The following is a 20,478-nucleotide window of genomic DNA, read 5'->3' as shown; positions in this document are numbered from 1 at the left end:
AGGTGTTGGGTAATTAATGGTTATTTGGAGCAGTATTGTCACCTTTAATATCTTATACCTTTTCCATTATCTTATCCGACTACTTCAACCCCAGCACAAGGTTATGGTATAATCTTGTGCTTTGACATTCAGTTAATAATTAAGTCCAGGTATTTTCTCAATGTATTGCAAAATACTACTTCATCCATATTGGCCTTGTGTCTGATTTATGATTTCCGCCAATAATTTCCTTGTACAGTTCCGGTCTTCTAGCGTTCTTGTATCTCCAACCTCCCGAGAGCTGAATTTTTTCTTTTATGATTTTTGAAATTGTAATATCGTCATTAAATGATTTTATTTCGGATAATATTTCACCATAAGGGTCAATTATCATCGAATTCCCATTTTTCAGATGTTCGCCATCATAGCCAATTGGGTTCGTAAAGGCATAATAAACTCCATTGTCATATGCCCTTGCAGGCAGCCACCGCATTAACCAACGTCTACCTTTTGGCCCATCGAATTCCATGCGTAATGACACTGGGTCATCCTCACGATTCTGCCAATACTTGTCTGCAACATAATCCCTATGAGGCATTGCAGATGGTGTACATCCAGTAACGTGCGGTGCAAAAATAAGTTCCGCTCCCAAAAGACTTGTTGCCCTTACGTTTTCAATTATATTGTTGTCATAACAAATTAAAATGCCACATTTCCAACCAAGTAGGTCGAATACGCAATACTCATCTCCTGCTGATAAATATGGGTTTATAAATGGATGTATTTTTCGATACCTTGCAACTAGTCCGTCACCTGTAACACAAATATAAGTATTATATAATTTTCCTTCCGATTTTTCCACTAGACCTGCCAAAATAGGGATATCCAAATCTTTGGAAATTCCAATTAATTCTTGGGTACTTTTTCCATTTGGAACCTCCTCCCCTAACTCATTCATCTGCGCTAGGTTTAGATTCTTTGTAAAGGTGTAGGCAGTAATTGACATTTCATGAAAACTGATTAGATCCGCTCCGTTGCATTTGGCCATCTTGGCAAGCTTTCGGATTATCGATAAATTGTATTCTTTATCGCCGTCTTTAGGTTGAAATTGTGCTACAGATAAGTTCATTTTCAGATAATTATTGAATTTATGGATGATGGTGCAACATCCGGTGGTAATACCTTATGATTTTACTTTAACTATAAATATATCAGTTTTTTATAAATTTTTGTAATCCGTAAAAATCGATTGAATTGGTCCTAAGGATCTTCTTCACTATTTCTACGGCTTCCGATTCTCTTAGATACCCGTTCCTAACCATTGAGACTAATGCGTTTTCAACGGTTTCCCTAGCAATTACGGAAGCGGCACATACTCCTTCTGGGGTATGGCAGTCCCCTCCAAATGCAACTATCTTGTTTATAGGAACCGTTTCAATATACACTTGAAGATATCGGACGGTACACGATGGGGAAATTAATGATGCCCAAGTCCTATCGATAAATATATTCGGGATTTTTTTTGCCCAAGCCGCAAGTTCTCCTCAATATGGATATGAGGTGAGCAGCAAGGAAAAGCGCACCTGGGGAAATTTTAAAAAAGCTTCTGTTCAACCCATTGGATTCGTGTATGCAATATAATTTTGGTAGAAAGTTTGCAATCATGTATGAATCTGTATAGGAAATTCATATTTTTCACAAAGAGAGAATATATAAAACAATAGACAATCCTGTTAACGTTTGACTACTTGAAAAGTGAATTTATCAGACTTATTCTTACGAAGCCTTTGAAAAATCTCCATTGCCTTCCCTCGTGGTACATTATCGCAGATCAGCACTCAAGATCTGGACACTTCTACAACTCTATAATTATATAAAAAAAGAGGACGCACCCCTACGCCCTCTTTTATAATTTAGTATATAAGTCTTAACTTATGCCTTGTAAAATTACACTTAAATTAATTATAAGACGTCTTTTATTGAAAAAAAATGACCCCTAAATTCGACATATACAAACCTGTAAGGGTAAAACGAATTAATGTTTGAAATTATTTTAATGGTATTTGGAATACAAATTACCGAGCAAAGTTCAATTGAAACAATGAACTCTACCTAACTCAAATAGAATTTCGTTAAATTCAACGGATAAAGTTTTAATAAGCGTTATCCGTTGGATTATGCTTCGCAAACTAGATTTAGGGTATTGGATGCCGAAAATTGAGCCTTACTAAATATAGTCCACCTCAACTAATTCGTTTAAACTCAAAATTTCATTTAAATCTTGCAGGAATACTAAATATTCCTCTCCGTAGGTGCCGTATAACATGGTAAGATTTGGTATTTATTATTGTTTGGGCCAATAATTTCTCTGTAAACATATTTATTATCGTTTGTCGCACCAAAAAAATGTTGTGAATAGCTGCTTTTTAGTTGTCAAATGAATACCACCCAAAGTTTACAGGGAATACAAACCTAATTTTCATCTCGCCCATAGTGCTAAATCTGTATTATTGGAAAAGCACCATTACTAAGTACACTAGATAGGGCCTTAAGGCCAATTTGCTAATTGCACGATTTCAAGTTAATGGCAAAGAAACGTGAAAATGAGTTGATTATTCACCCAATTGATCCTTTTAGAATCAAGTATGAGTCCATCCTAATTTATGTTGTAGATAGTAGCAAGAATCAGATTATTTTTCCGGCCGGAAAGATGGTGGAATTATCTTTGGAAGTACGCGGCAAAAGGGTATGTTTTGAACATAAAAAAAGTTGTTGGGCGAAACTCAAGACTTTTGTTTTAATCATTCTTCAAATACAAAAATGACAATGCCGAATTATCACGTGAAATGGTCAAATTGTTTGTTCTCCTGGATAAATCGAATCATTTAAAAAACATAATAGACAGATGGCTTGGCATAGTTCCTATAAAGGATTTAGTCATTTTTTCTCCAATGCAAACATTTTATCAACACTAGCATTGTTTAATGGCTTGTGGAAATATCCTTATATCATGGACGTTCCTGTACCTGTTTACGGCCCATTGAACTGCAAAAGGCGGAAACAATATAAATCTCCAAATCGTCAATACAAACTTGAATCATTTTGAGCTGCATTAAGAAGTGCCACTCATTGTTATCTGGCTATACGAGGTCCAATAATATTATGTTCGCAAGTCAATTTCGTTTCCAAACATTGATTTATCTGGGTCAAGGCTTCTAATACGGCATAAAAACCAATAACCTTATAGGTTGGCCACGATTGTCCTATCTTATATTCCATGGCAAATTGTGATACCATATCATCATTGATGATCCAAACGATTTTATCGTCCATTTATCCTAGAAATATAATCAAAATTCAATTCGTTAGTCCAATTGTAGTCTAAAGTCTTGAAATCTGTTGGCCCCACACAAACACTTGAAAGGACATAGGTCTAGGCCATTGTCTTTTGGTTCGGTAAAAAGAAAAACCTGTCGCCAATCTACATACAATAGCGTAGAGGACCAATTCAAACATAATGAAACTGAACCATGCAAAGACCTTCAAATAGTTTTGCACTATCAAACCACCTATGTTTTTAAAACCTTCAGTATAAATTTTTGCCATAAGTAACACTGTTTTCATAATATATCCATAAGGCTATTGTAAAATTATGGCCTTTGACAGGTTTCCCCTTTTATATTCGTCAATCGTCTTTATAATTGGTCAGAATTGATATACCTGATGCAGTAAACGTCAACACGTGAAATTCAAAATTCCACTATATTTTGTGCAATTGGATATTATATCATTGATGTCACTCAAATTGCGCCTTTTAATTTTCTTTAAATCTACTGCAATTTTCGAATTGTCCTGAAGTACAGAAAGGCTTCTATCCTTGAACAGTAAACTGTTTAGACAAGTATTTTTTTTTGCTAATAACTGGCAAATATTATAAATGCATTTCGCTGTGGCAAGTAGGAAGACTAAATTAATCACAAACTAGTTTGAAGGCTTACTTTGATTCGAATTGCCAAATTCTCCAATGTTGCTATAATCATGACAACAAAAATGGTCAACATGTGTAAAGTTTATCAAAATAAAAAAACTCGCATCGATCATGCCCACTACATTTAGCGTTTTTGGATTGTACTAGTGAGAATATAGATCAATCTTCATTATGGTTTGAAAAAATTAATTAATAGTAAATGAAATTAACCAAATTCACAAACCACAGGTATCTCTTTCCATACAACATTTTTTGAACGGTTTACATCATTAGTGCTGGCAGGTACTGTAATTTAAGTACTTTGTAAATGATTTAACCCCGAAAATCAACTATTATGAAATTAAGAAGTATCATCGTGGACGATTCGTCCATGCAGCGAATGGCCATAGCCAGATTAGTAAACAATCACCCGAACTTAGCAATGATAGCAGGGTATAGCAATGCCATTGAAGCAATAAATGGTATCAAAAACCATGAAGTCGATCTAATTTTCCTAGATGTGGAGATGCCCATCATCAATGGTTTTGATCTTCTGGAATCTTTGGACAATCCACCACAGGTAATTCTGATTACCGGTAATCCTGAGTATGCCCTTAAGGCTTTTGATTATGATGTTACCGATTACCTCCAAAAACCCATTACTTTGGCGCGTTTTGATTCCTCAGTAAAACGGGCGATGGCCAAATGTGAGAGGGCACAAAGGATGAGCGAAGAGGACGTGTACATCTTTGTGAAGAGCAGTTTAAAAAAGCATAAAGTGGTTATAAACGACATAATGTGGATCGAAGGTCTTGGCGATTATATAAAATTGGTAACGAATGAAGGCAATATCGTTATTCTTTCTACTATGAAATCTTTTGAAAAACAGTTGCCAAAATATAAATTCCTAAGGATACACAAATCCTATATCGTGAATTTGGAAAGAATTGAAAAATTCAATAGGAAAAATGTTGAAGTCGAGGGGCGACAGGTACCTGTAAGCCGAAGAAAAAAAATAGAATTGATGGAAGCGCTTAACAACATTTAATATTAATATTGCCAACTAGATACCCGTCCCGAACCAAAGCCATCAACAGACATTGAGTACATATTAATTAAAATCAATTGAATTGACAGAATAATAAAGGGAAATGTTAAGAAGCTACAATTTGGCCAGTTCAAAACTGCATTCTAGTTTCTACTCCTATCCACAAAAACGAATCGTCATTGTGTACCAATTTATTTTCAGCATTTTTTTAAGTCCGTAATTAATTGAGGTTCCTTTAAGGCAAAAACTATTATACTTTTTAAAACTTTCCTTGCTAAAATTAAAATGTCCAACTCTGAAATTTTATTTGAAATTTGTATTTTTTTCTCAAAGTCAAGAAAATCTCCATGGGCTATTGAGCTTTTATACTCGTGTGTTATTCCAATTAATTTTCCCACAGTAAAGGAGTCCGGAACATGTATAAATTCGGAAACCTTAACTGGATTGCCAATCCTATTATTGATCAAATCCAATTTAGATTCTAGCTGTAATGCGCTTGATTTCGGCTTGGCCAATTTGCCATCCAGCAACAATAGCTCTATACAGGCAAACAATTGAATAATTTTAAAGACAGATCGATTGGATATTTCGATCATTTTGAAAAAGTCATCTAAAGCTTTTTTAATGTATGGATAATCCTCTTTTTTTTTCTCAAATTCATTTAATAAAGTTAAATTATCTAATACTTGAAATTTGTCTTCATCTGTAAATTCTATTGAAAATTCAGACCCTCGCTCAATAATATTAGTATTCTTATCATTGAAATAAGTATAAGCACTTAATTCAGAATCAAATGAATATTTTAGTGAAACTCCACCCCGTGGATAGTCCTTTAAATCAAATCCAAAAGGAATAAAAAACTCCTTATCAGATAAAAATAGCGCTTTGGCGTAATTTGGATTATAAATCCCCGTCTTTTCCATTTCCTCTAGTACAAAATAACGGAAGTCCTGTCCTAGGCCTTTCTTTGGATGACCTTTCCCCTCAGTTAGCCGTTTTTCTATGACATGCTTATATAGTCCGTCATATGCAACCTCTAATATCCGCGATAAGCCAAAAGCGGATATAAACGATTTTATAACATTCTGTTCTTCAGAGGTCGCCGCTCTAATTCTTAAGTTTAGACCGATTTCTATTTCAGTGTCAACATTTAGTTCTATTAAGTTTTCAATAAAATAAGTCATCCGTTTTTGTAAAATTGATTAATAAGTCAACTAGATTTGTTCTATACAAGTTATTACCGCCGACCTTACCTAGTACATAAAAATTAGTCTTTTGGTCGAGTTCAAATATTCATATCCATATCCATAAAGTGCATGTAAAACATTATTGTCCTATGACAAAAATTATAGATAGGAGAAGGAATATGGCCAATTACGGTTTTCAAATCAACTAAAAAAGCTCTAATTATGTGTATATACCACAGACTTTGCCCTGAGAATTATTAGTAAAAACTTAAATCTCTGAAATTCTAAGACTTTATAAAAATGTACAGAACAAACCATAAAAAACTTTAGTTGTAGGAGTCCTTTAACCAATTACTCTTCTAGTTGACAAAGCTCAACCAAGAATATTTAATTTCTTTGATTATTGCCAGAAACTCCCTAACATCCAAGGGCTTTTTTATATAGCAACAGGTTTGTTTATTAAAATGGGGCCGCATATCTGGCCCACTCGAAGTAAATATTACAACAGGAATAAAAGAATTTTCCAAACTGCTTAACGGAGATAGCATGTTTACCCCGTTATTCATTATAAGTTCCCAATTCGCAATGATCAAATCCGGAATTTCATTTTTCTTTTGAACTATTAGCTTCTCAAAATATGCCGCTACTTCTCCGCGGTGTTGCAACAAATTAATATTACATAGTTTACCATTTTGTTTTAAAGACTCCTTAATCAATATTGCGTCAAGGTCACAGTTTTCTATCAAAAGAACAGTTTTTGCTTTCATCGGGGGTTTGGGGTAAATTTATATTAGTTTTAGGCATAATTCTTTAACTACTAAATCGACAATTTATTGTAAATTTCTTGTTTTATTGTAAGATTTACCCTGTTAATTTATTAAATAGTTTCTATTTTGATTTAGCTGGAAGTAATTATTAAAAAATCCGGGCGTTTATTGCTTTTGATTATTATATCTAACTCACTTTGTTTTGGATCAAATGCACATTGTAGTTTGGAAAAATTGGGGAAAAAATTCGAAATAGGTGGTTAGCATTATTTCAAATAACCGCTTTTCAAATGAACCCGTTAAAACTATTAAAAATGTCGTCAAACAGAGTTTAGATAAAAATTTAGACTGTTTTAAATAAAAAAAGCTAATAATCAACCTTCCAAATCTTAGTTTAATGCCGCATCTAAAACCGTCGCCTTACTTAATTGTCTATTTAAAATCTTTGCCACTCTATTTACACAAATCAATAGATGCTCCCTGTTATTATTACCTACCTCTTTTTTTAGATAGTAAACGATTAGCTAAATATGGGAATATCAAAGTTTTGATTAAATCTATCGTTTGCTTTTCTATAATACACTAAGCTCCGGTCTAAAGTTGGGAACCTTGTAATCAGAGTCCCGTAAATAGTTCATTTTACCATAATAAATTCTTCTTTGTGTTGAAATACCTGAAACGTCTCTTGTTTTCCAGGACATCGGTTACAGGACATTGCTCTAGGTGTTGTTATGTTCGTTGGGCACAACAAGCGGCTCCTAGATCCACACTTGTTAAACAAATTTACGTTTAACAATAAGAGTTTTTCTTTTTATCCTAATTATAAAGTGAATTATGATTTATGGCTCTTAAGAATCTAAATGGCAGCGAAATAAATCTAAATTTATTATTTAATTTAACTTTTAATCTGAAATGGAACTTACACCAATTAGCCTCAAAGATTACTCAGATTTAAGGGTGTAATTGTGGATAAATTCCAATAGGTGCTTTTTGGTAAGGGGTTTATTTATATAACCCTTCACCAGAGGATGCTCCATTCCCTTTTGTCTATTTTTGTAATCTAGGGAAGAAGTTACTATTACAATGTCCAAAATGCCTTTAACATTTATATAGGTAAGTGAATCTAATAATTCGAAACCATTAATCTGATCCATGGAAATATCCAGCAGTACGAATATATTTTTATACGACGATTTAAGTTCAGCCGTCAAATCTTCAAGCGCCTTCAAGGGATTACTGAACACTCTAGTTTCATTAGCGATTCCAGTTTTCTTGATAATTTGTAAATGTGTGAGGTTTATGACTTTGTCATCATCAACAATGTACACAATGTCGTAGGTTAAGTTATCATTGTTCATTTTGTAATGGATTTACGTGGTTATAGTACTTTCTAAAATTGTATCGTATTTGGATTCGAAAACAAATTAATTGAGAAATTTCCATGGCCCCAATTCCCTGCACGATTAATAAATTTTATGTATTGCCACTTTCCCAATATCAAGTAATACTCTAAAATTACTTCATCTACTTTACCCACTTGTCATTGATTATACTCAGATACTCAAGACGATTTGTCAGGCAGCCTCTTTCTGGTAGTTCGCTAGGTTTTGTTCATACTCCAAGACATATTTTGGCACTACGGTACCGGATTTTATATTTCTGGTGTGGATACGAAAAATCAGATCATTTCGTTGGGCTTGATGAATTTGCATGAATTCCTTGCCAGTAAGTACAACCTTGGCATCCTCCCAATAAGAAAACTTAGATTCCTGTTGTTTGGTATATTTGGCTATATCGAAATTTACTATTATATTATTTTCGGTCACAAACTGTGAAAATATTCCCTTTCCCTCTCCAGTTACCTTTTGGACTACTGCCACCAACTCCGAAATATCAAAATTATTTTTTCCCCCTACCCTAAGGGCCAAGCATAATGAATCCAACTCTTTTGAGAAGTGTTTATACGCAAAAGGCTGTTCATCGCTTAGGTAAACCCCTAAGATAACATCTTTGGAATTTCCTTCTATTACTTCAAATTTTATAGTACTCATGAATACTAAATTTAAGAATTATTTAATTTGAAATTTATATTATATCTGAACAATTAAGCATATTCTTACTAGATTATTAGGTAATATTATGAACAACAGTAATGGCTTTAATTAGGAAAATAAAGATTTTTAAGTAGTGTAAGAACTCAAAAGCCATTTCATTCCTATTCGTTTTATTAAATCCCACTATTATTCGATATTAAACAATATTAGACATTGCTATAATTTCCTTTAATTTATGTTTGGTGAACATCGTATTTGATTTAATTGTTAATCTTAACCCGCCATCCATCAGTTACCATTGATATTTAACCTTAAAGACGAAATCCAGACTTAATCGTTAGCGTCATCTTCAAAGTTAGTGTCTGCCAATCTAGTTTTTTCTCTATTATTATTGCTTTTCAGCGATTTGACATGTCCATCATCATAGTCGAATACAAAGAACTGTTCGGTCTTCATTGACTTAAGGTTTTCCAAGGAATCGAATTTATTATTCTGAATTTGGAAAATTCTAAGATTGACCAATTGGCTCATTTCCATAGGAAACTCACCTCCAAAATTATTATTGGCCAATACCAATTCCCTTAAGGAGTACAGATTACCAAGTGCTGAGGGAACTGCGCCGTTCAACGAATTCTCGAATAGGCCTAAAACCTCCAATTTTGAAAGTCGGCCTAAAGAATCCGGTATTTCTCCCCATAGATTATTACTGGACAGGTTCAATACCTTTAAATTGTTCAAACTGCCTATACTTATAGGGATTTTACCGTATAGGAAATTGTTAAAGGCTGAAAGTTCAACTAAGTTTTCCAGTTTTCCAATATCTTTGGGGATTCTTCCACTTAGCTGATTCATTTCAACCTTTAAGAATTTCAACTGTGATAACTCCTTAATACTCTTGGGTATTTCCCCTATTAAATTATTAAATGCAAGATTGAGAATTGTAAGATGCTCAAACTTGCCTATACTTTCAGGAATTTGTCCTACCAGATTGTTTCTAAAAAGTTTTATTTCAGCGACATTACCATTTCTCACTTGGATACCGTACCAATCAGAAACCAGACTATCCAGATCCCACTTATGTACCCACTCCTTTCCATTAGTAGTTTCATATAAATCAATTAGTAGCCTACGCTCACTTTCCGAAACCATGTCCTGAGCTATTATATTGAATCCAAATAATGGCAACAAGACCAGAATTATTATAACTTTGGAACAATTTCTAGACGGAATTTTCATAATTCTCGTTTTTAATCACTGACATCCACAAATTCTAGATCCACCATTCCTGCATCCTTTTTTATTATAAAGCTATTAATTTGCTTATGTGTACTTTGATGTGGCCTACCGTCATAATCGAACAGAGCGATATTTATATTTTTATTAACTAAAGGTAAAATATGAGATTTATCGAAATTGTTATCCTGCAACTGTAAGAGATCTAGATTTGGAAGTGTTGTAAGTTTCCACGGAATTTTACCGACAAGGTTGTTACCTGACAAATCAAGGGCCTTTAAAAGGTAAGCTCCCTTAAGGCCATCCGGAATCCTTCCCTCCAATTCATTTTCGCCCAGCTCCAGGCGCTCCAATAAGATCAAATTTCCAATTTCTTCCGGAATAATTCCACTTAATCGGTTATAGGAGAGAATTAAAGTTTTCATGTGTTCCATATTTCCCAGGCTTTGTGGAATTTTCCCGACCAGAGAATTCCCAAAAAGATCCAAAACTTCCATATCCTCCAAATTCCCAATATTTGCAGGAATTTCTCCCGATAAATTATTCCTTCCCAATCTCAGGACGGTCAGGCGCCTTAACAGGACGATACTCTCTGGAATTGTGCCTCCTATTTTATTTAATGCAAGATTCAAGGTATTTAAATATTTTAAGTCTCCCAAAGAACTGGGCAGTATGCCGTCAAGTCCATTGTTGAATAAATCCAGGGAAACGATTTTATCTTCTATTATTCCAACCCCGTGCCACGTGGAGACGGGTCTGGACAGATCCCAACCTATGGTCCATCTCGAACCATTGGTGCTATTGTAAATATCTAATAGTGCATTTTTTTCTGTTGGGGATACCTCCGCTATAATGTGGAGGGGTAGTAAAAACACCAGTATGAAAAAAGAATAAACTCTTACCATTTGATCTATAATTTAATAAATGTTCAAATAGTTGCTATCTGAACTTGATAATTATTTTATGACGTATTTTCTTACATTTATAAAAATAGTCATATAATCTGAAAAAAGTTTAGTACAAGCGGTTAATTGCAATGGATCTGTGTGTTTTTGTTGTGAAAAGCCCGAAACTTGTGGCGACCATTAATTTAAAATGTTTATTCACATATTCACTTTATACTATTTATCAAAAAATATATTGGGTTATAAAATGATAGATAAACACGACATAGGATTAAGAAATTAAGATCAATATTTAAGAATTTGCGATATAAGACATTGTTTAATTATTATTTTACATGTTGGATTACTATAATATAACTTATATCCTTTACCTATACTACTAAATATTATTGGTTGTAATATCATTGGACTATTTTTTAGAATTCCTAGGTAATTTTGTAAGCTTTTAAAACGAACAGCTTAGGTGTAGAATAATAATCCTTCATTTTAAACAGTATTATTAGGAATAAGTAAATTTTTACATTTGCAGATCAAGAAGATTTTAAAGGAATTATCTAAGGGCCTAGGTCTTGAGCATCGGGTCAGTCCAGCCAGTTCTTATAAATGGCATTGACGTGATGAGTGAATGAATCCCAAGAAACACAATCGTATTAAAGAATTGGAAGAGGAAAGCATCAAGGCTAAACAGATATACGCCTAATTCACCTTGGATTACTAAATGACCAAAGGGAACATTGAAAAAAAGTTCTAAGGCCCTGTCATGAAAGAACAATTACCAAGGAACTTATTCATTACGGTATCAGCAGGGCATTCCATGACTTGAACATGGAGAAGAGCTATTATTATAAGCCATTGGCAAAAGACAATACGGAGATAGAAAGGGCGTTGCTGCAAATAGGTAGGGAACATTTGGAAGAAGGGTATTGTAATGCCCACGGACGCTTAGGCAACGAAATTAGGCTATGGAAACATAAACTGGACCCACCGTGTATACCAAGCCCTTGGGTTGTCTTTGAGTAGAAAAGCAAACTTTGTCTCTTGGCACGGCTATTTCGCATTCTCCGAAGGAAGTGCGTACTATTTTTTTGGAATACTCATTTCTAGAATTGATTTGATTTTTTGTGCCTGTCATAATCTAAATGACCGTTCAACTCTCCCTCGAGCATATTTTCGATACCCTTTTTTTTGTAGTTCCTATAAAAAACCGTTGAGCTCATCTCCGGTCTTGAACTGTTTTAGAAATTCATCATCCAATAATTCTTCTTTTTTCATAATGTGTAAATATTTAAAATTAAGCAAAAAAAAGGTGGGGCATGCGCCCCAGCTCTTATATATTTACCCACTTTATGAGTTAGTCCTGGCAATGTAATACTGGATCATTTCTATTTCTTGAACAGCATTAATATTTTTTTTTACACTAAAAACAAATTTACACCCGTTCGGGGGGTCAGATTCTATCTTGATTGATCCGCCCATTTTATTCACGATATTTTTTACTGTTGCTAAACCGATTCCATTACCTTCCCTATTAAATCTGTCATTGGCGCCAAGTGTTTGGAATAACTGAAATACCTTTACTTGATTTTCCTTTGCGATTCCAGGGCCGTTGTCCATTACATAAAATTCATAGGATACTTCATCTTCCCTTACCCCAAATTCAATTTTGATTTGATGCTTGTCATGATATTTAATGGCGTTGGTTACCAAGTTGATCAGAATTTGATGGATTGCTGTTCTATTAATTGTAATACTTTTTAGTTCCGAATTAAGTACAAAAGTTAAGGAATTATCAAATGACAACAGACCGCGTATATCTTCGGATAAAATTTCTAGATCCACATTGGTTGTTTTCTGTGTTAAGATAGCCTCACTTTTGCTATATTCCAAAAGTCCATCAATGAGTCCTCTGAGTTTTTCGGATGCATTTTGGATCAATGAAATCATTGTCCTTCCATCAACGTCCAGTGAATTGTTATAATTGTCCAAAAATAATTCCGAAATACTCGATATGTTGCTCAAGGGGGATTTAAGGTCATGTGCCGCAATTTGGGCAAACTGTTCCAAGTTGCGGTTCCTGTCATTCAGCATCTCAATCGTCATTTTCAATTGGGTATTAGTCCTTCTTAATTTTAACAGGTTCATTACCTGGTTTGAAAGTGACTTCAATGCCTGTACCTGGTTATGATTGAGAGCTCTGGGTTTATGGTCGATTACACATAGCGTTCCCAAAGGGAGTCCTTCATCACCAACAAGTGGAATCCCAGCGTAGAATATCACTCTTGGATATTCATCGACCAAAGGGTTGTCATTAAAGCGATTATCTAAGCGTGAATCCTGAACGATGAAAATTCCATCATCACTGTTGATCGCATGAGCGCAAAATGCAAATTCCCTTGGTGTCTCCGAGGTTTGAATGCCATGGCGCGATTTGAACCATTGTCGATTTTTGTCCACCAAGGTTACCAAGGAAATTGGCGTTCCACATATTTCAGCAGCGATGTTAGTTAGATTGTCATAATCTTCCTCTGGAAGGGTATCTAATATGGAGTAGGAGTACAAAGCCTCCAGGCGCTCCTTTTCACGAAAATGGTGCTTTGGGGGAATCATAGTAGTTTATTGAAATATTCTAGATTATAGGAATTGGATAATGAGTGATATAACGTTAATCTTGATCAGAAATTGCTTTCTATATAAATAACATATTTGTTTTTAATCAGAAATAATATTTTCTAACAAAATGAGAATATAAAAAGATCCTGAAAAAACAAGGTAAAATAAACTAAATTTTCGGCTACATATAATTGAACCCAGGGCCTATTGTCAAATAGTGATTCACTTTATGTAAGTTTTTTTATTTTTTACGGTCATTCTAAAATTTAAAAAATATAGTAAGCCTCTGGGTTTCGGATAATTTTATATATAAAGGTTATTGTTTAAAATCAATATCGCCTTAGCTTATTGCGTAGCTGCTAATTTTACTAAATACAAATCATTATTGAATTCAAAGCCTAGTGATTCTGAGTTGGGACTGTGTGGCCATTTCATCCTTAGTTTCACTATTTTAGTAATATGAAAAAGGTTTTCCAGGATTGAAAGGACTTTTGATTCCAAAAATAAAATTACTTGCTAACCTATAACATATATATTATCTCCGGCTATATTGCACCAATTAAGCTTATGGCTCCTCGCATATTCAACTCTATCTATACTCGGAATAGACATGAATCGGATTTGAACAATTCCCTTTATGGGCCATAAATCCATAGGCACTATTATATTCCCCTTCATCTTTATAAAGTAGATATTCGCATCCTTCATAGTCGAAGGTTTCAAATTTGCCCACAGGTATTTTTCTTAATTTCCCTTCAATTGTACTATTGATAGAATCGTTTATCCTTTTCTGTTCCATAACCAACCTTTCGTGAATTCTATCTTTACATGATAAAAAAATTATGCCTATTAAAAGTAAGACCATGAATCCCTTCTTTCCCAAATCACCCATTTTGCAAGAATTTTTTAATGTCCTTGTTGGCCCCATAAACGACAATGGTGTCGTCCTTAATCAGGATGTTGTCAGGTCCTGCCACTCCTTGGACCTTTGTCACATTTTTGGATTTTCCAATCTTGCTTTTTACTTCGATATTTGAAATGGTCGTCAACACCAAGAGTTCATAGTCCTCCCTGATTTTGATTTCCCTAATCGATTTTCCGTTATATCTGGGAGGTACTTTTACTTCTACGATGCTGTAATTGTCATCAAGTTCAAAAGAATCCACCACCCCCTTAAGACAGAGTTTTTTGGCCCAGCGTTCGGCGGTCTCCTCCTCAGGATGCACGATCTCATCTATTCCGATGGCATGGAGCACTTTTTCGTGCAGGGGGTTTATGGCCCTACTAATTAGGCGTTTTACCTGTAGGTTCTTGAACAGTGCAGTCGCCATCACGTTGGAACCTTGGTTTTCACCAATGGCAACTATAACTATATCCGTATCCTTGAGCGGAAGGCCGGACACAGTAAACTCGTCGGTGGCATCCATTCTAATGGTGTGGGAGATACGTTCCTTAAAATTGTCTACTTTGTTCAAATCTGAGTCGATACCAATGACCTCGTTTCCCTGTTCGGTCAATTTTTCGGCCAATGACGCTCCAAAACTCCCTAACCCGACTATTATATATTTCATTTTTTAATTGATTATAATTTCTTCCTTCGGATATTGATAATTCTGATGTCTGGCCTTTTTGAAGACGGCAATTAAAAATGTCAGCATACTTACCCGTCCGATGAACATTATCAGGATTATGACAAATTTGCCCATTTCGCTCAATTGTGCAGTTATTCCGATGCTCAGTCCCACTGTACTATAGGCTGAAAAACATTCAAAGGCAAGGCTCAACAAGCTCTTTTGAGCATCAAAAATTGACAATAGAATAATTCCCGAACCTATTACCACTAATGACAATGCAATGATGGCAAATGCACGGCGTACGGATATATCTGCAATTTCCCTTCGGAACACTTCTATTTTTGATTTTCCCCTAGCCAAACTTAAAAAATTAAGTGTGGCAATCGCAAAAGTGCTGGTTTTGATGCCACCACCGGTAGAGGCGGGGGATGCGCCTACCCACATCAACAGGAAAATCATCATTAATGTTGAAAAGTGCAGCGCACCCATATCTATAGTATTAAAACCCGCTGTTCTTGGAGTCGCAGCACCGAAAAGTGCCGTGACAAACTTACCTATACCTTTATGGCCCGCCAGGACATTGTCATATTCGTTAATGAAAAACAGCACGGTGGCGACGGTTGTCAAGGCAATGGTGGTAACCAATGTTATACGGCTGTTGATATTGAGTACCCACGGTTTGTGGATCTGTTGCTTTCCAGTAACATAGAACAGTTTTATGATGAAAAAATATTTCAGGTATTTTATGATGTTAACAACAATGGGGAATCCCAGCCCACCTAGTACAAATGCTGTAAGTATAACACTCTGCAGGGCGTAATTACTCCTAAACTCTTCTTCGTACAGGTTATTTGGAAGTGTGGAGAAACCCGCATTGCAGAAGGCCGATACGGCATGAAATACAGAAAAGAATAAGCGTTCGAACAAAGTATTGAACACAGAATTTTCGAAACTAAAAAAGATTAGGAAGGCTGTTACTAACTCTATGGAAAAGGTTATCAAAAGGATACGTCTTAAGGTCGAGAACACCTCGCCCAATTTACCAACGCCCGTCAAATCGTTAAGGGTCAACTGATTTTCGTAAGTAGCACCCCCTTTGAAAAAATAACCGAAATAGCTGGCAACAGTAAGAATACCGATACCCCCGGCCTGAATTAAGCATAAAATGACCGTTTGACCAAAGATAGTGAAGTAGCTACCGGTATCCACCACGATCAGTCCGGTTACACAGACCGCACTGGTCGAGGTGAACAAGGCGTTCAAAAAAGAAATCCCATTATGGGTGGCATTTGGCAACATCAATAATAGGACGCCTAGGCCTATTATACCTAAAAAGCTCAGAATGAACAACTGCGCAGGATTCACAACTGTCCGTTTAATATTGATGTGCCTTTCAGAAAACTCCCTAATAAAGGTAATAATGATGGCAAATTTTACCCAGTTATCATTATAAAGAAGCGATACATGGCCCTTCACATCTAAAAAATGGGCGTATAAAATGGTCAAAGTAATGAAGATGCCGACCCCATCGAAAATGAGAACGCTCCTCTTTATATGTGTGTGGGACTTTAAGTAACGGACAAGCACGGTGACTATACCAAGGATGATCACCACAAAATAAAACCCAATAAAGATCTGCTGGATCTTGGGCGACTTATCAAACCCAAAATCTAGAACTAACAACAACATGCCCAACAGACTAAATATAAAGGCTGACCTGTACAGGAATTTTAGGCCCATCTGTTTATTACCTAGGATCTTCAATAGCAATTGGTTTTGGTCCGCTCTCAGAAGAAATAAGGACGGTTCTACAAAATTCCTTATAAAGTCGTAAATAGAAAATTAAAGTTCTGGCAATGGTATAAAGATTTTATAAAGATTATTGGAACCTGTATCCCACCCCACTTTCGGTAACGATATGTCTTGGATTGTTCGGGTCCTCTTCGATTTTTTTGCGAAGTGTCCCAACGAAGACCCTTAAATATTGTGTATCGGTAAGATACCCGTGTCCCCAAACTTCTTTTAGCATGAATTGGTGCGTCAACACTTTTCCTTCGTTTTTGGCGAACAATGCCAATAGATTGTATTCCGTGTGCGTGAGTTTAATTATTTCCTTTCCGCGTTTAAGTATCCTGGCAACAAGGTCGATTTCAAGGTTTCCAAAGTGCAGGCTCGTTTCGCTGGTTTTAGTATGATTTCTTCGTATAGCTGAGCGTATCCTTGCCAATAGTTCCCCTGCCCGGAAGGGTTTGGTCAGATAATCCGTTGCCCCATTGTCCAGTGCGGAAATGATATCAGCCTCATTGTCCTGCACTGAAAGTATTATGATAGGTTTGTTGTACCATTCCCTTAATTCTTTGAGCACACCATGACCATTCTGATCGGGAAGGCCGATGTCCAATAATATGAGATCGGGCATGTAGCTTGCCGATAACGTTATCCCTTCTTTGGCTGTAGCGGCCTGGATTACCTTGTAATCATTGCTCTCCAAATTGATCTGCAATAATTTTCTGATTTGGGGCTCGTCATCGATTATTAATATCTGTGCTCTATTCATTGTCAAAATAATGTATGTCCGATATTTCTACAGGGATTTTAACCGTAAATGATGCTCCTGTACATTTCAAGTTCCTTAAAATTATTTTACCCTTCAGCGCCTCGGTAAATCCCTTAACGATTGATAGTCCCAGGCCCGTTCCACCGGTAACCGTACTGTTCAATTTGTAAAACTTATCGAATACCAGGTCCATTTGCGCTTTTGGGAAACCGGGGCCATTGTCCGAGACCGAAATTAGAAGCTCAATTGTGGACCAGTCGACAGCGATGATAATTGTAGTATTTTTTGGGGTATGTTGAATTGCATTGTGCACAAGGTTGTGCAATATCATTTCTAAAAAACCACCATCTATTTTTATCAATGGTAATGAATCATTTGGCTCAAAGAGGATAGTGTGGTCACTAGCATCGGCTATATTTTCCTTAAGTACAGTGAACACAATTTCGTTGATATCCCACCAATCATAGGATGGCTTGATGGTACCGGCTTCCAGACGGCTCATACTCAATAAATTTTCCACTTGCCTGTTTAGTCTATATCCAGCTATTTCTATTTCCTTATAAAGTTCGAACTTGTTTATTTCGGATAATTTGGCGTTCTGGTCGGCAATGGTATCTATTGCTCCAATGATCGTCGAGATCGGGGTCCTTAATTCATGAGACAAGGAATTCAGAAGAGTATTATATAGCTCAATTGTTTTCCCCTTTTCTTCCTCGTCCCTTCTTTTTCTCTCAAACTGTCTGATTTTAAAAGTCAAGACTGTGTTGATCAAGGCAATTACGAAGTACATAAGAAACAACAGGATATCTTCTGCTGAATCTATATTGAATGTAAAGGTCGGGGGGATGAAGAGGAAATTTAAAATAATGGCACTCAGAAGTGCAGTCAATAGAACAGGAAAGATATCGAACAGTATAGCCGATATGGATACTACAAGTAATAAAATAAGAGCTACAATACGGTACCCGATAATATCTTTGAATAGATAAGAGGCGAAGCATGCTAATAGGGTAAGAGAGACACTTATGACATACTGTTCCGTTCTGCTCAGTTTTAATGCCATTTTGACGCCTATTTAATTTTTGGTTCAAAGATAAACAAAGAGATATAAAGATTTTATAAACATTTGTTCGAGACGCTGTTTGGATTTTTCTGTATATCCCATGTGACTTTTCGGCCTGATAATTGTGGTTATTTGAATAAAAAGTTTTGAAATTTATACTCAATTATTTTATTCGAAGAACGCCAACCAATACGTTGAGCGATCTGGACCTTCTTTTCGAAAATACGATCTCAAATCTGCCGATTGATTCGCAGATCGCTTATTGCCAAAGGTTGATCGAGCGTTCCCATTACTATTTGAAACGTACTAATAACAAGGAACGTTCAGCACATCTTGAAAAACTCATTAAAGCAGCTGAGATTGAAATCGGCAGATTATCCAACTAAACAGTCTGCTCAATGGACATATTAAACTTGTCTATATATCTATTCTTTATAAGTTGATTTCAACTTTTAAAGAAAAACAGAATCTTTCTGATATCTTTTCTATAAATTATCTAATTGGAGGTGATTTAATTATATTATGTTAAAATAGATCAACCATAATAATAAGAAATTAAAAAGCTTTACGGCATTAATGGTGATGGTATAAAGTGGGAAAAACAAAATCCTTGGAATATAAGAAAGTGGTTCCATAGAACGCATTGCATAAGGTAACAGACGAACTATAGGTGAAAATTCTATATTTATTGAGCCGACAGCGTTTAAATGTGGCAATTTTTTAAATTGTGCAATAGTTGATCCTAGTATTTGGTATTTCTGTCATATAAATCCTCCATTTTCGTAAATTTGATTAGATTTACCTCTATCCACATTTTATGTTTACGTATGAGATGGTAAATTTCATATGGTATCAAATACTTGTTCAATAGGTTCTCATATTCTCTTACCGCTTTTCTATCTCCATATAGTGATAGTTCGAATATGGTAGCTTCATCGGTCGATTGCAGAATTGCAACAGGATCTAACCACTGAAGGGTGTATTTTGCCAAGGCATTAGGAAAAAGCTGGGGATATGCGATGGAGACCTCGTATTTCAAGGATTCGGTAAATTTTTTTAGATCACTACTTTTTTTAAGAAAGTAGGTCTTGAGATTCCTACTGGCAACAAAGTTTGTCACTTTTAGATAGTTAATTTCCAATTCCATATTCTTCAGGATTATCCAATGCAGTTTGCTTGCAATTTCCACTTGATTCTCAATTTGGCTAGTTTGATACATGTGTTTTGATTTTGGCACTGGTAAATTAGGCAACGACTAAAAACCCCGTTGCAACAATTGGGTAAATTTTTGACACAAATGAAGAATTTCTCAATACTCTTTTGAGTTAAAATGGATTGGTAATACAAAGAATGGGCAGAAAAGGTAATTGTTTGGATAATTCAGTAGCTGAATCAGTCTTTTAAAGTTTTAGGGTAGTATGAATATATAGCCCAAACTAGCATCTTAGGTCAGAAGGAGAATTGTCGCTTGTCCAACAGAAAGTAAACTGGTGCAACTGAACATGAATATACCCTATCTTGGTAAATAAGATAA

The 20,478-nt window shown here is 35.4% G+C and carries 19 protein-coding genes and 1 pseudogene; 2 read left to right on the top strand and 18 right to left on the bottom strand.

What is annotated here, in order from left to right:
- Positions 1–175: 175 nt before the first annotated feature.
- The 4 genes from U735_RS0103335 to U735_RS26110 all read right to left on the bottom strand — a co-directional run bounded on the left by U735_RS0103335 (position 176) and on the right by U735_RS26110 (position 3,603).
- The gene (locus U735_RS0103335) at positions 176–1,108 is read right to left on the bottom strand and encodes a nitrilase family protein (RefSeq protein WP_031442469.1); all 933 of its coding nucleotides are present in this window, start codon (positions 1,106–1,108) and stop codon (positions 176–178) included.
- An 82-nt stretch (positions 1,109–1,190) separates the two neighbouring features.
- Positions 1,191–1,424 carry a hypothetical protein gene (locus U735_RS0103330; protein WP_031442468.1) on the bottom strand — a complete coding sequence of 78 codons (234 nt, stop codon included), beginning with the start codon at positions 1,422–1,424 and terminating at the stop codon, positions 1,191–1,193.
- A 1,687-nt stretch (positions 1,425–3,111) separates the two neighbouring features.
- Positions 3,112–3,312 carry a hypothetical protein gene (locus U735_RS0103315; protein ID WP_031442466.1) on the bottom strand — a complete coding sequence of 67 codons (201 nt, stop codon included), beginning with the start codon at positions 3,310–3,312 and terminating at the stop codon, positions 3,112–3,114.
- Positions 3,313–3,360: 48 nt separating this feature from the next.
- A complete protein-coding gene (locus U735_RS26110) occupies positions 3,361–3,603 on the bottom strand; it encodes a DUF6747 family protein (protein WP_034247989.1) in 243 nt (80 codons plus the stop codon).
- 698 nt (positions 3,604–4,301) lie between these two features.
- Between U735_RS26110 and U735_RS0103305 the strand changes: the two genes are divergently transcribed.
- Entirely contained in the window at positions 4,302–4,994 is a 693-nt protein-coding gene (locus tag U735_RS0103305) for a LytR/AlgR family response regulator transcription factor (protein WP_031442465.1), read from the top strand.
- 197 nt (positions 4,995–5,191) lie between these two features.
- Here U735_RS0103305 and U735_RS0103300 read toward each other — a convergent pair whose 3' ends face one another.
- The 6 genes from U735_RS0103300 to U735_RS0103275 form a co-directional block, all read right to left on the bottom strand.
- On the bottom strand, positions 5,192–6,178 hold the full coding sequence (locus tag U735_RS0103300) for a hypothetical protein (protein ID WP_031442464.1): 987 nt from the start codon (positions 6,176–6,178) through the stop codon (positions 5,192–5,194).
- Between the two features lie 362 nt (positions 6,179–6,540).
- Positions 6,541–6,948, bottom strand: a complete 408-nt coding sequence (locus tag U735_RS0103295; protein ID WP_031442463.1) for a response regulator — start codon at positions 6,946–6,948, stop codon at positions 6,541–6,543.
- Between the two features lie 941 nt (positions 6,949–7,889).
- A complete protein-coding gene (locus U735_RS0103290) occupies positions 7,890–8,306 on the bottom strand; it encodes a response regulator (protein ID WP_031442462.1) in 417 nt (138 codons plus the stop codon).
- 216 nt (positions 8,307–8,522) lie between these two features.
- Positions 8,523–8,999, bottom strand: a complete 477-nt coding sequence (locus U735_RS0103285) for a hypothetical protein (RefSeq protein ID WP_031442461.1) — start codon at positions 8,997–8,999, stop codon at positions 8,523–8,525.
- Positions 9,000–9,332: 333 nt separating this feature from the next.
- A complete protein-coding gene (locus U735_RS0103280; RefSeq protein ID WP_031442460.1) occupies positions 9,333–10,238 on the bottom strand; it encodes a leucine-rich repeat domain-containing protein in 906 nt (301 codons plus the stop codon).
- An 11-nt stretch (positions 10,239–10,249) separates the two neighbouring features.
- Entirely contained in the window at positions 10,250–11,140 is an 891-nt protein-coding gene (locus U735_RS0103275) for a leucine-rich repeat domain-containing protein (RefSeq protein WP_051891852.1), read from the bottom strand.
- Positions 11,141–11,965: 825 nt separating this feature from the next.
- On the opposite strand from U735_RS0103275, the gene U735_RS0103270 reads away from it, so the two are divergent.
- Positions 11,966–12,160 (top strand): hypothetical protein, encoded by a 195-nt coding sequence (locus tag U735_RS0103270; protein ID WP_031442458.1) that lies wholly within the window; start codon positions 11,966–11,968, stop codon positions 12,158–12,160.
- Positions 12,161–12,170: 10 nt separating this feature from the next.
- On the opposite strand, the pseudogene U735_RS26220 reads toward U735_RS0103270, so the two are convergent.
- The 8 genes and pseudogenes from U735_RS26220 to U735_RS0103235 all read right to left on the bottom strand — a co-directional run.
- Positions 12,171–12,412: pseudogene (locus U735_RS26220) on the bottom strand (transposase); the annotation flags it as partial.
- Positions 12,413–12,484: 72 nt separating this feature from the next.
- Complete coding sequence (locus tag U735_RS0103265) at positions 12,485–13,747, bottom strand: sensor histidine kinase (protein WP_034247988.1); 1,263 nt, start codon at positions 13,745–13,747, stop codon at positions 12,485–12,487.
- A gap of 592 nt (positions 13,748–14,339) precedes the next feature.
- Entirely contained in the window at positions 14,340–14,549 is a 210-nt protein-coding gene (locus U735_RS0103260) for a hypothetical protein (protein ID WP_157364994.1), read from the bottom strand.
- An 85-nt stretch (positions 14,550–14,634) separates the two neighbouring features.
- Positions 14,635–15,321, bottom strand: a complete 687-nt coding sequence (locus U735_RS0103255) for a potassium channel family protein (RefSeq protein ID WP_031442455.1) — start codon at positions 15,319–15,321, stop codon at positions 14,635–14,637.
- Between the two features lie 3 nt (positions 15,322–15,324).
- On the bottom strand, positions 15,325–17,064 hold the full coding sequence (locus tag U735_RS0103250) for a TrkH family potassium uptake protein (RefSeq protein ID WP_031442454.1): 1,740 nt from the start codon (positions 17,062–17,064) through the stop codon (positions 15,325–15,327).
- Between the two features lie 139 nt (positions 17,065–17,203).
- Entirely contained in the window at positions 17,204–17,881 is a 678-nt protein-coding gene (locus U735_RS0103245) for a response regulator (protein WP_031442453.1), read from the bottom strand.
- The gene (locus U735_RS0103240; protein ID WP_034247986.1) at positions 17,874–18,944 is read right to left on the bottom strand and encodes a sensor histidine kinase; all 1,071 of its coding nucleotides are present in this window, start codon (positions 18,942–18,944) and stop codon (positions 17,874–17,876) included. Before U735_RS0103240 ends, U735_RS0103245 begins: the two co-directional genes overlap by 8 nt.
- Positions 18,945–19,686: 742 nt before the next feature.
- Positions 19,687–20,163 carry a hypothetical protein gene (locus U735_RS0103235; protein ID WP_031442451.1) on the bottom strand — a complete coding sequence of 159 codons (477 nt, stop codon included), beginning with the start codon at positions 20,161–20,163 and terminating at the stop codon, positions 19,687–19,689.
- Positions 20,164–20,478 lie beyond the last annotated feature (315 nt).

This window comes from Arenibacter algicola, from assembly GCF_000733925.1.
Lineage (GTDB): Bacteria > Bacteroidota > Bacteroidia > Flavobacteriales > Flavobacteriaceae > Arenibacter > Arenibacter algicola.
Note: the sequence above shows the minus strand (reverse complement) of the source record. Positions and strands in the feature narration are given on the sequence as shown.

What these genes read in the sequence shown, in the direction of transcription:
- U735_RS0103255 (WP_031442455.1), bottom strand. Translation starts at nt 15,321, where the DNA reads ATGAAATATATAATAGTCGGGTTAGGGAGTTTTGGAGCGTCATTGGCC.
- U735_RS0103250 (WP_031442454.1), bottom strand. Translation starts at nt 17,064, where the DNA reads ATGGGCCTAAAATTCCTGTACAGGTCAGCCTTTATATTTAGTCTGTTG.
- U735_RS0103315 (WP_031442466.1), bottom strand. Translation starts at nt 3,312, where the DNA reads ATGGACGATAAAATCGTTTGGATCATCAATGATGATATGGTATCACAA.
- U735_RS0103300 (WP_031442464.1), bottom strand. Translation starts at nt 6,178, where the DNA reads ATGACTTATTTTATTGAAAACTTAATAGAACTAAATGTTGACACTGAA.
- U735_RS0103280 (WP_031442460.1), bottom strand. Translation starts at nt 10,238, where the DNA reads ATGAAAATTCCGTCTAGAAATTGTTCCAAAGTTATAATAATTCTGGTC.
- U735_RS0103235 (WP_031442451.1), bottom strand. Translation starts at nt 20,163, where the DNA reads ATGTATCAAACTAGCCAAATTGAGAATCAAGTGGAAATTGCAAGCAAA.
- U735_RS0103285 (WP_031442461.1), bottom strand. Translation starts at nt 8,999, where the DNA reads ATGAGTACTATAAAATTTGAAGTAATAGAAGGAAATTCCAAAGATGTT.
- U735_RS26110 (WP_034247989.1), bottom strand. Translation starts at nt 3,603, where the DNA reads ATGAAAACAGTGTTACTTATGGCAAAAATTTATACTGAAGGTTTTAAA.
- U735_RS0103335 (WP_031442469.1), bottom strand. Translation starts at nt 1,108, where the DNA reads ATGAACTTATCTGTAGCACAATTTCAACCTAAAGACGGCGATAAAGAA.
- U735_RS0103265 (WP_034247988.1), bottom strand. Translation starts at nt 13,747, where the DNA reads ATGATTCCCCCAAAGCACCATTTTCGTGAAAAGGAGCGCCTGGAGGCT.
- U735_RS0103270 (WP_031442458.1), top strand. Translation starts at nt 11,966, where the DNA reads ATGGAGAAGAGCTATTATTATAAGCCATTGGCAAAAGACAATACGGAG.
- U735_RS0103240 (WP_034247986.1), bottom strand. Translation starts at nt 18,944, where the DNA reads ATGGCATTAAAACTGAGCAGAACGGAACAGTATGTCATAAGTGTCTCT.
- U735_RS0103275 (WP_051891852.1), bottom strand. Translation starts at nt 11,140, where the DNA reads ATGGTAAGAGTTTATTCTTTTTTCATACTGGTGTTTTTACTACCCCTC.
- U735_RS0103260 (WP_157364994.1), bottom strand. Translation starts at nt 14,549, where the DNA reads ATGGAACAGAAAAGGATAAACGATTCTATCAATAGTACAATTGAAGGG.
- U735_RS0103290 (WP_031442462.1), bottom strand. Translation starts at nt 8,306, where the DNA reads ATGAACAATGATAACTTAACCTACGACATTGTGTACATTGTTGATGAT.
- U735_RS0103295 (WP_031442463.1), bottom strand. Translation starts at nt 6,948, where the DNA reads ATGAAAGCAAAAACTGTTCTTTTGATAGAAAACTGTGACCTTGACGCA.
- U735_RS0103245 (WP_031442453.1), bottom strand. Translation starts at nt 17,881, where the DNA reads ATGAATAGAGCACAGATATTAATAATCGATGACGAGCCCCAAATCAGA.
- U735_RS0103305 (WP_031442465.1), top strand. Translation starts at nt 4,302, where the DNA reads ATGAAATTAAGAAGTATCATCGTGGACGATTCGTCCATGCAGCGAATG.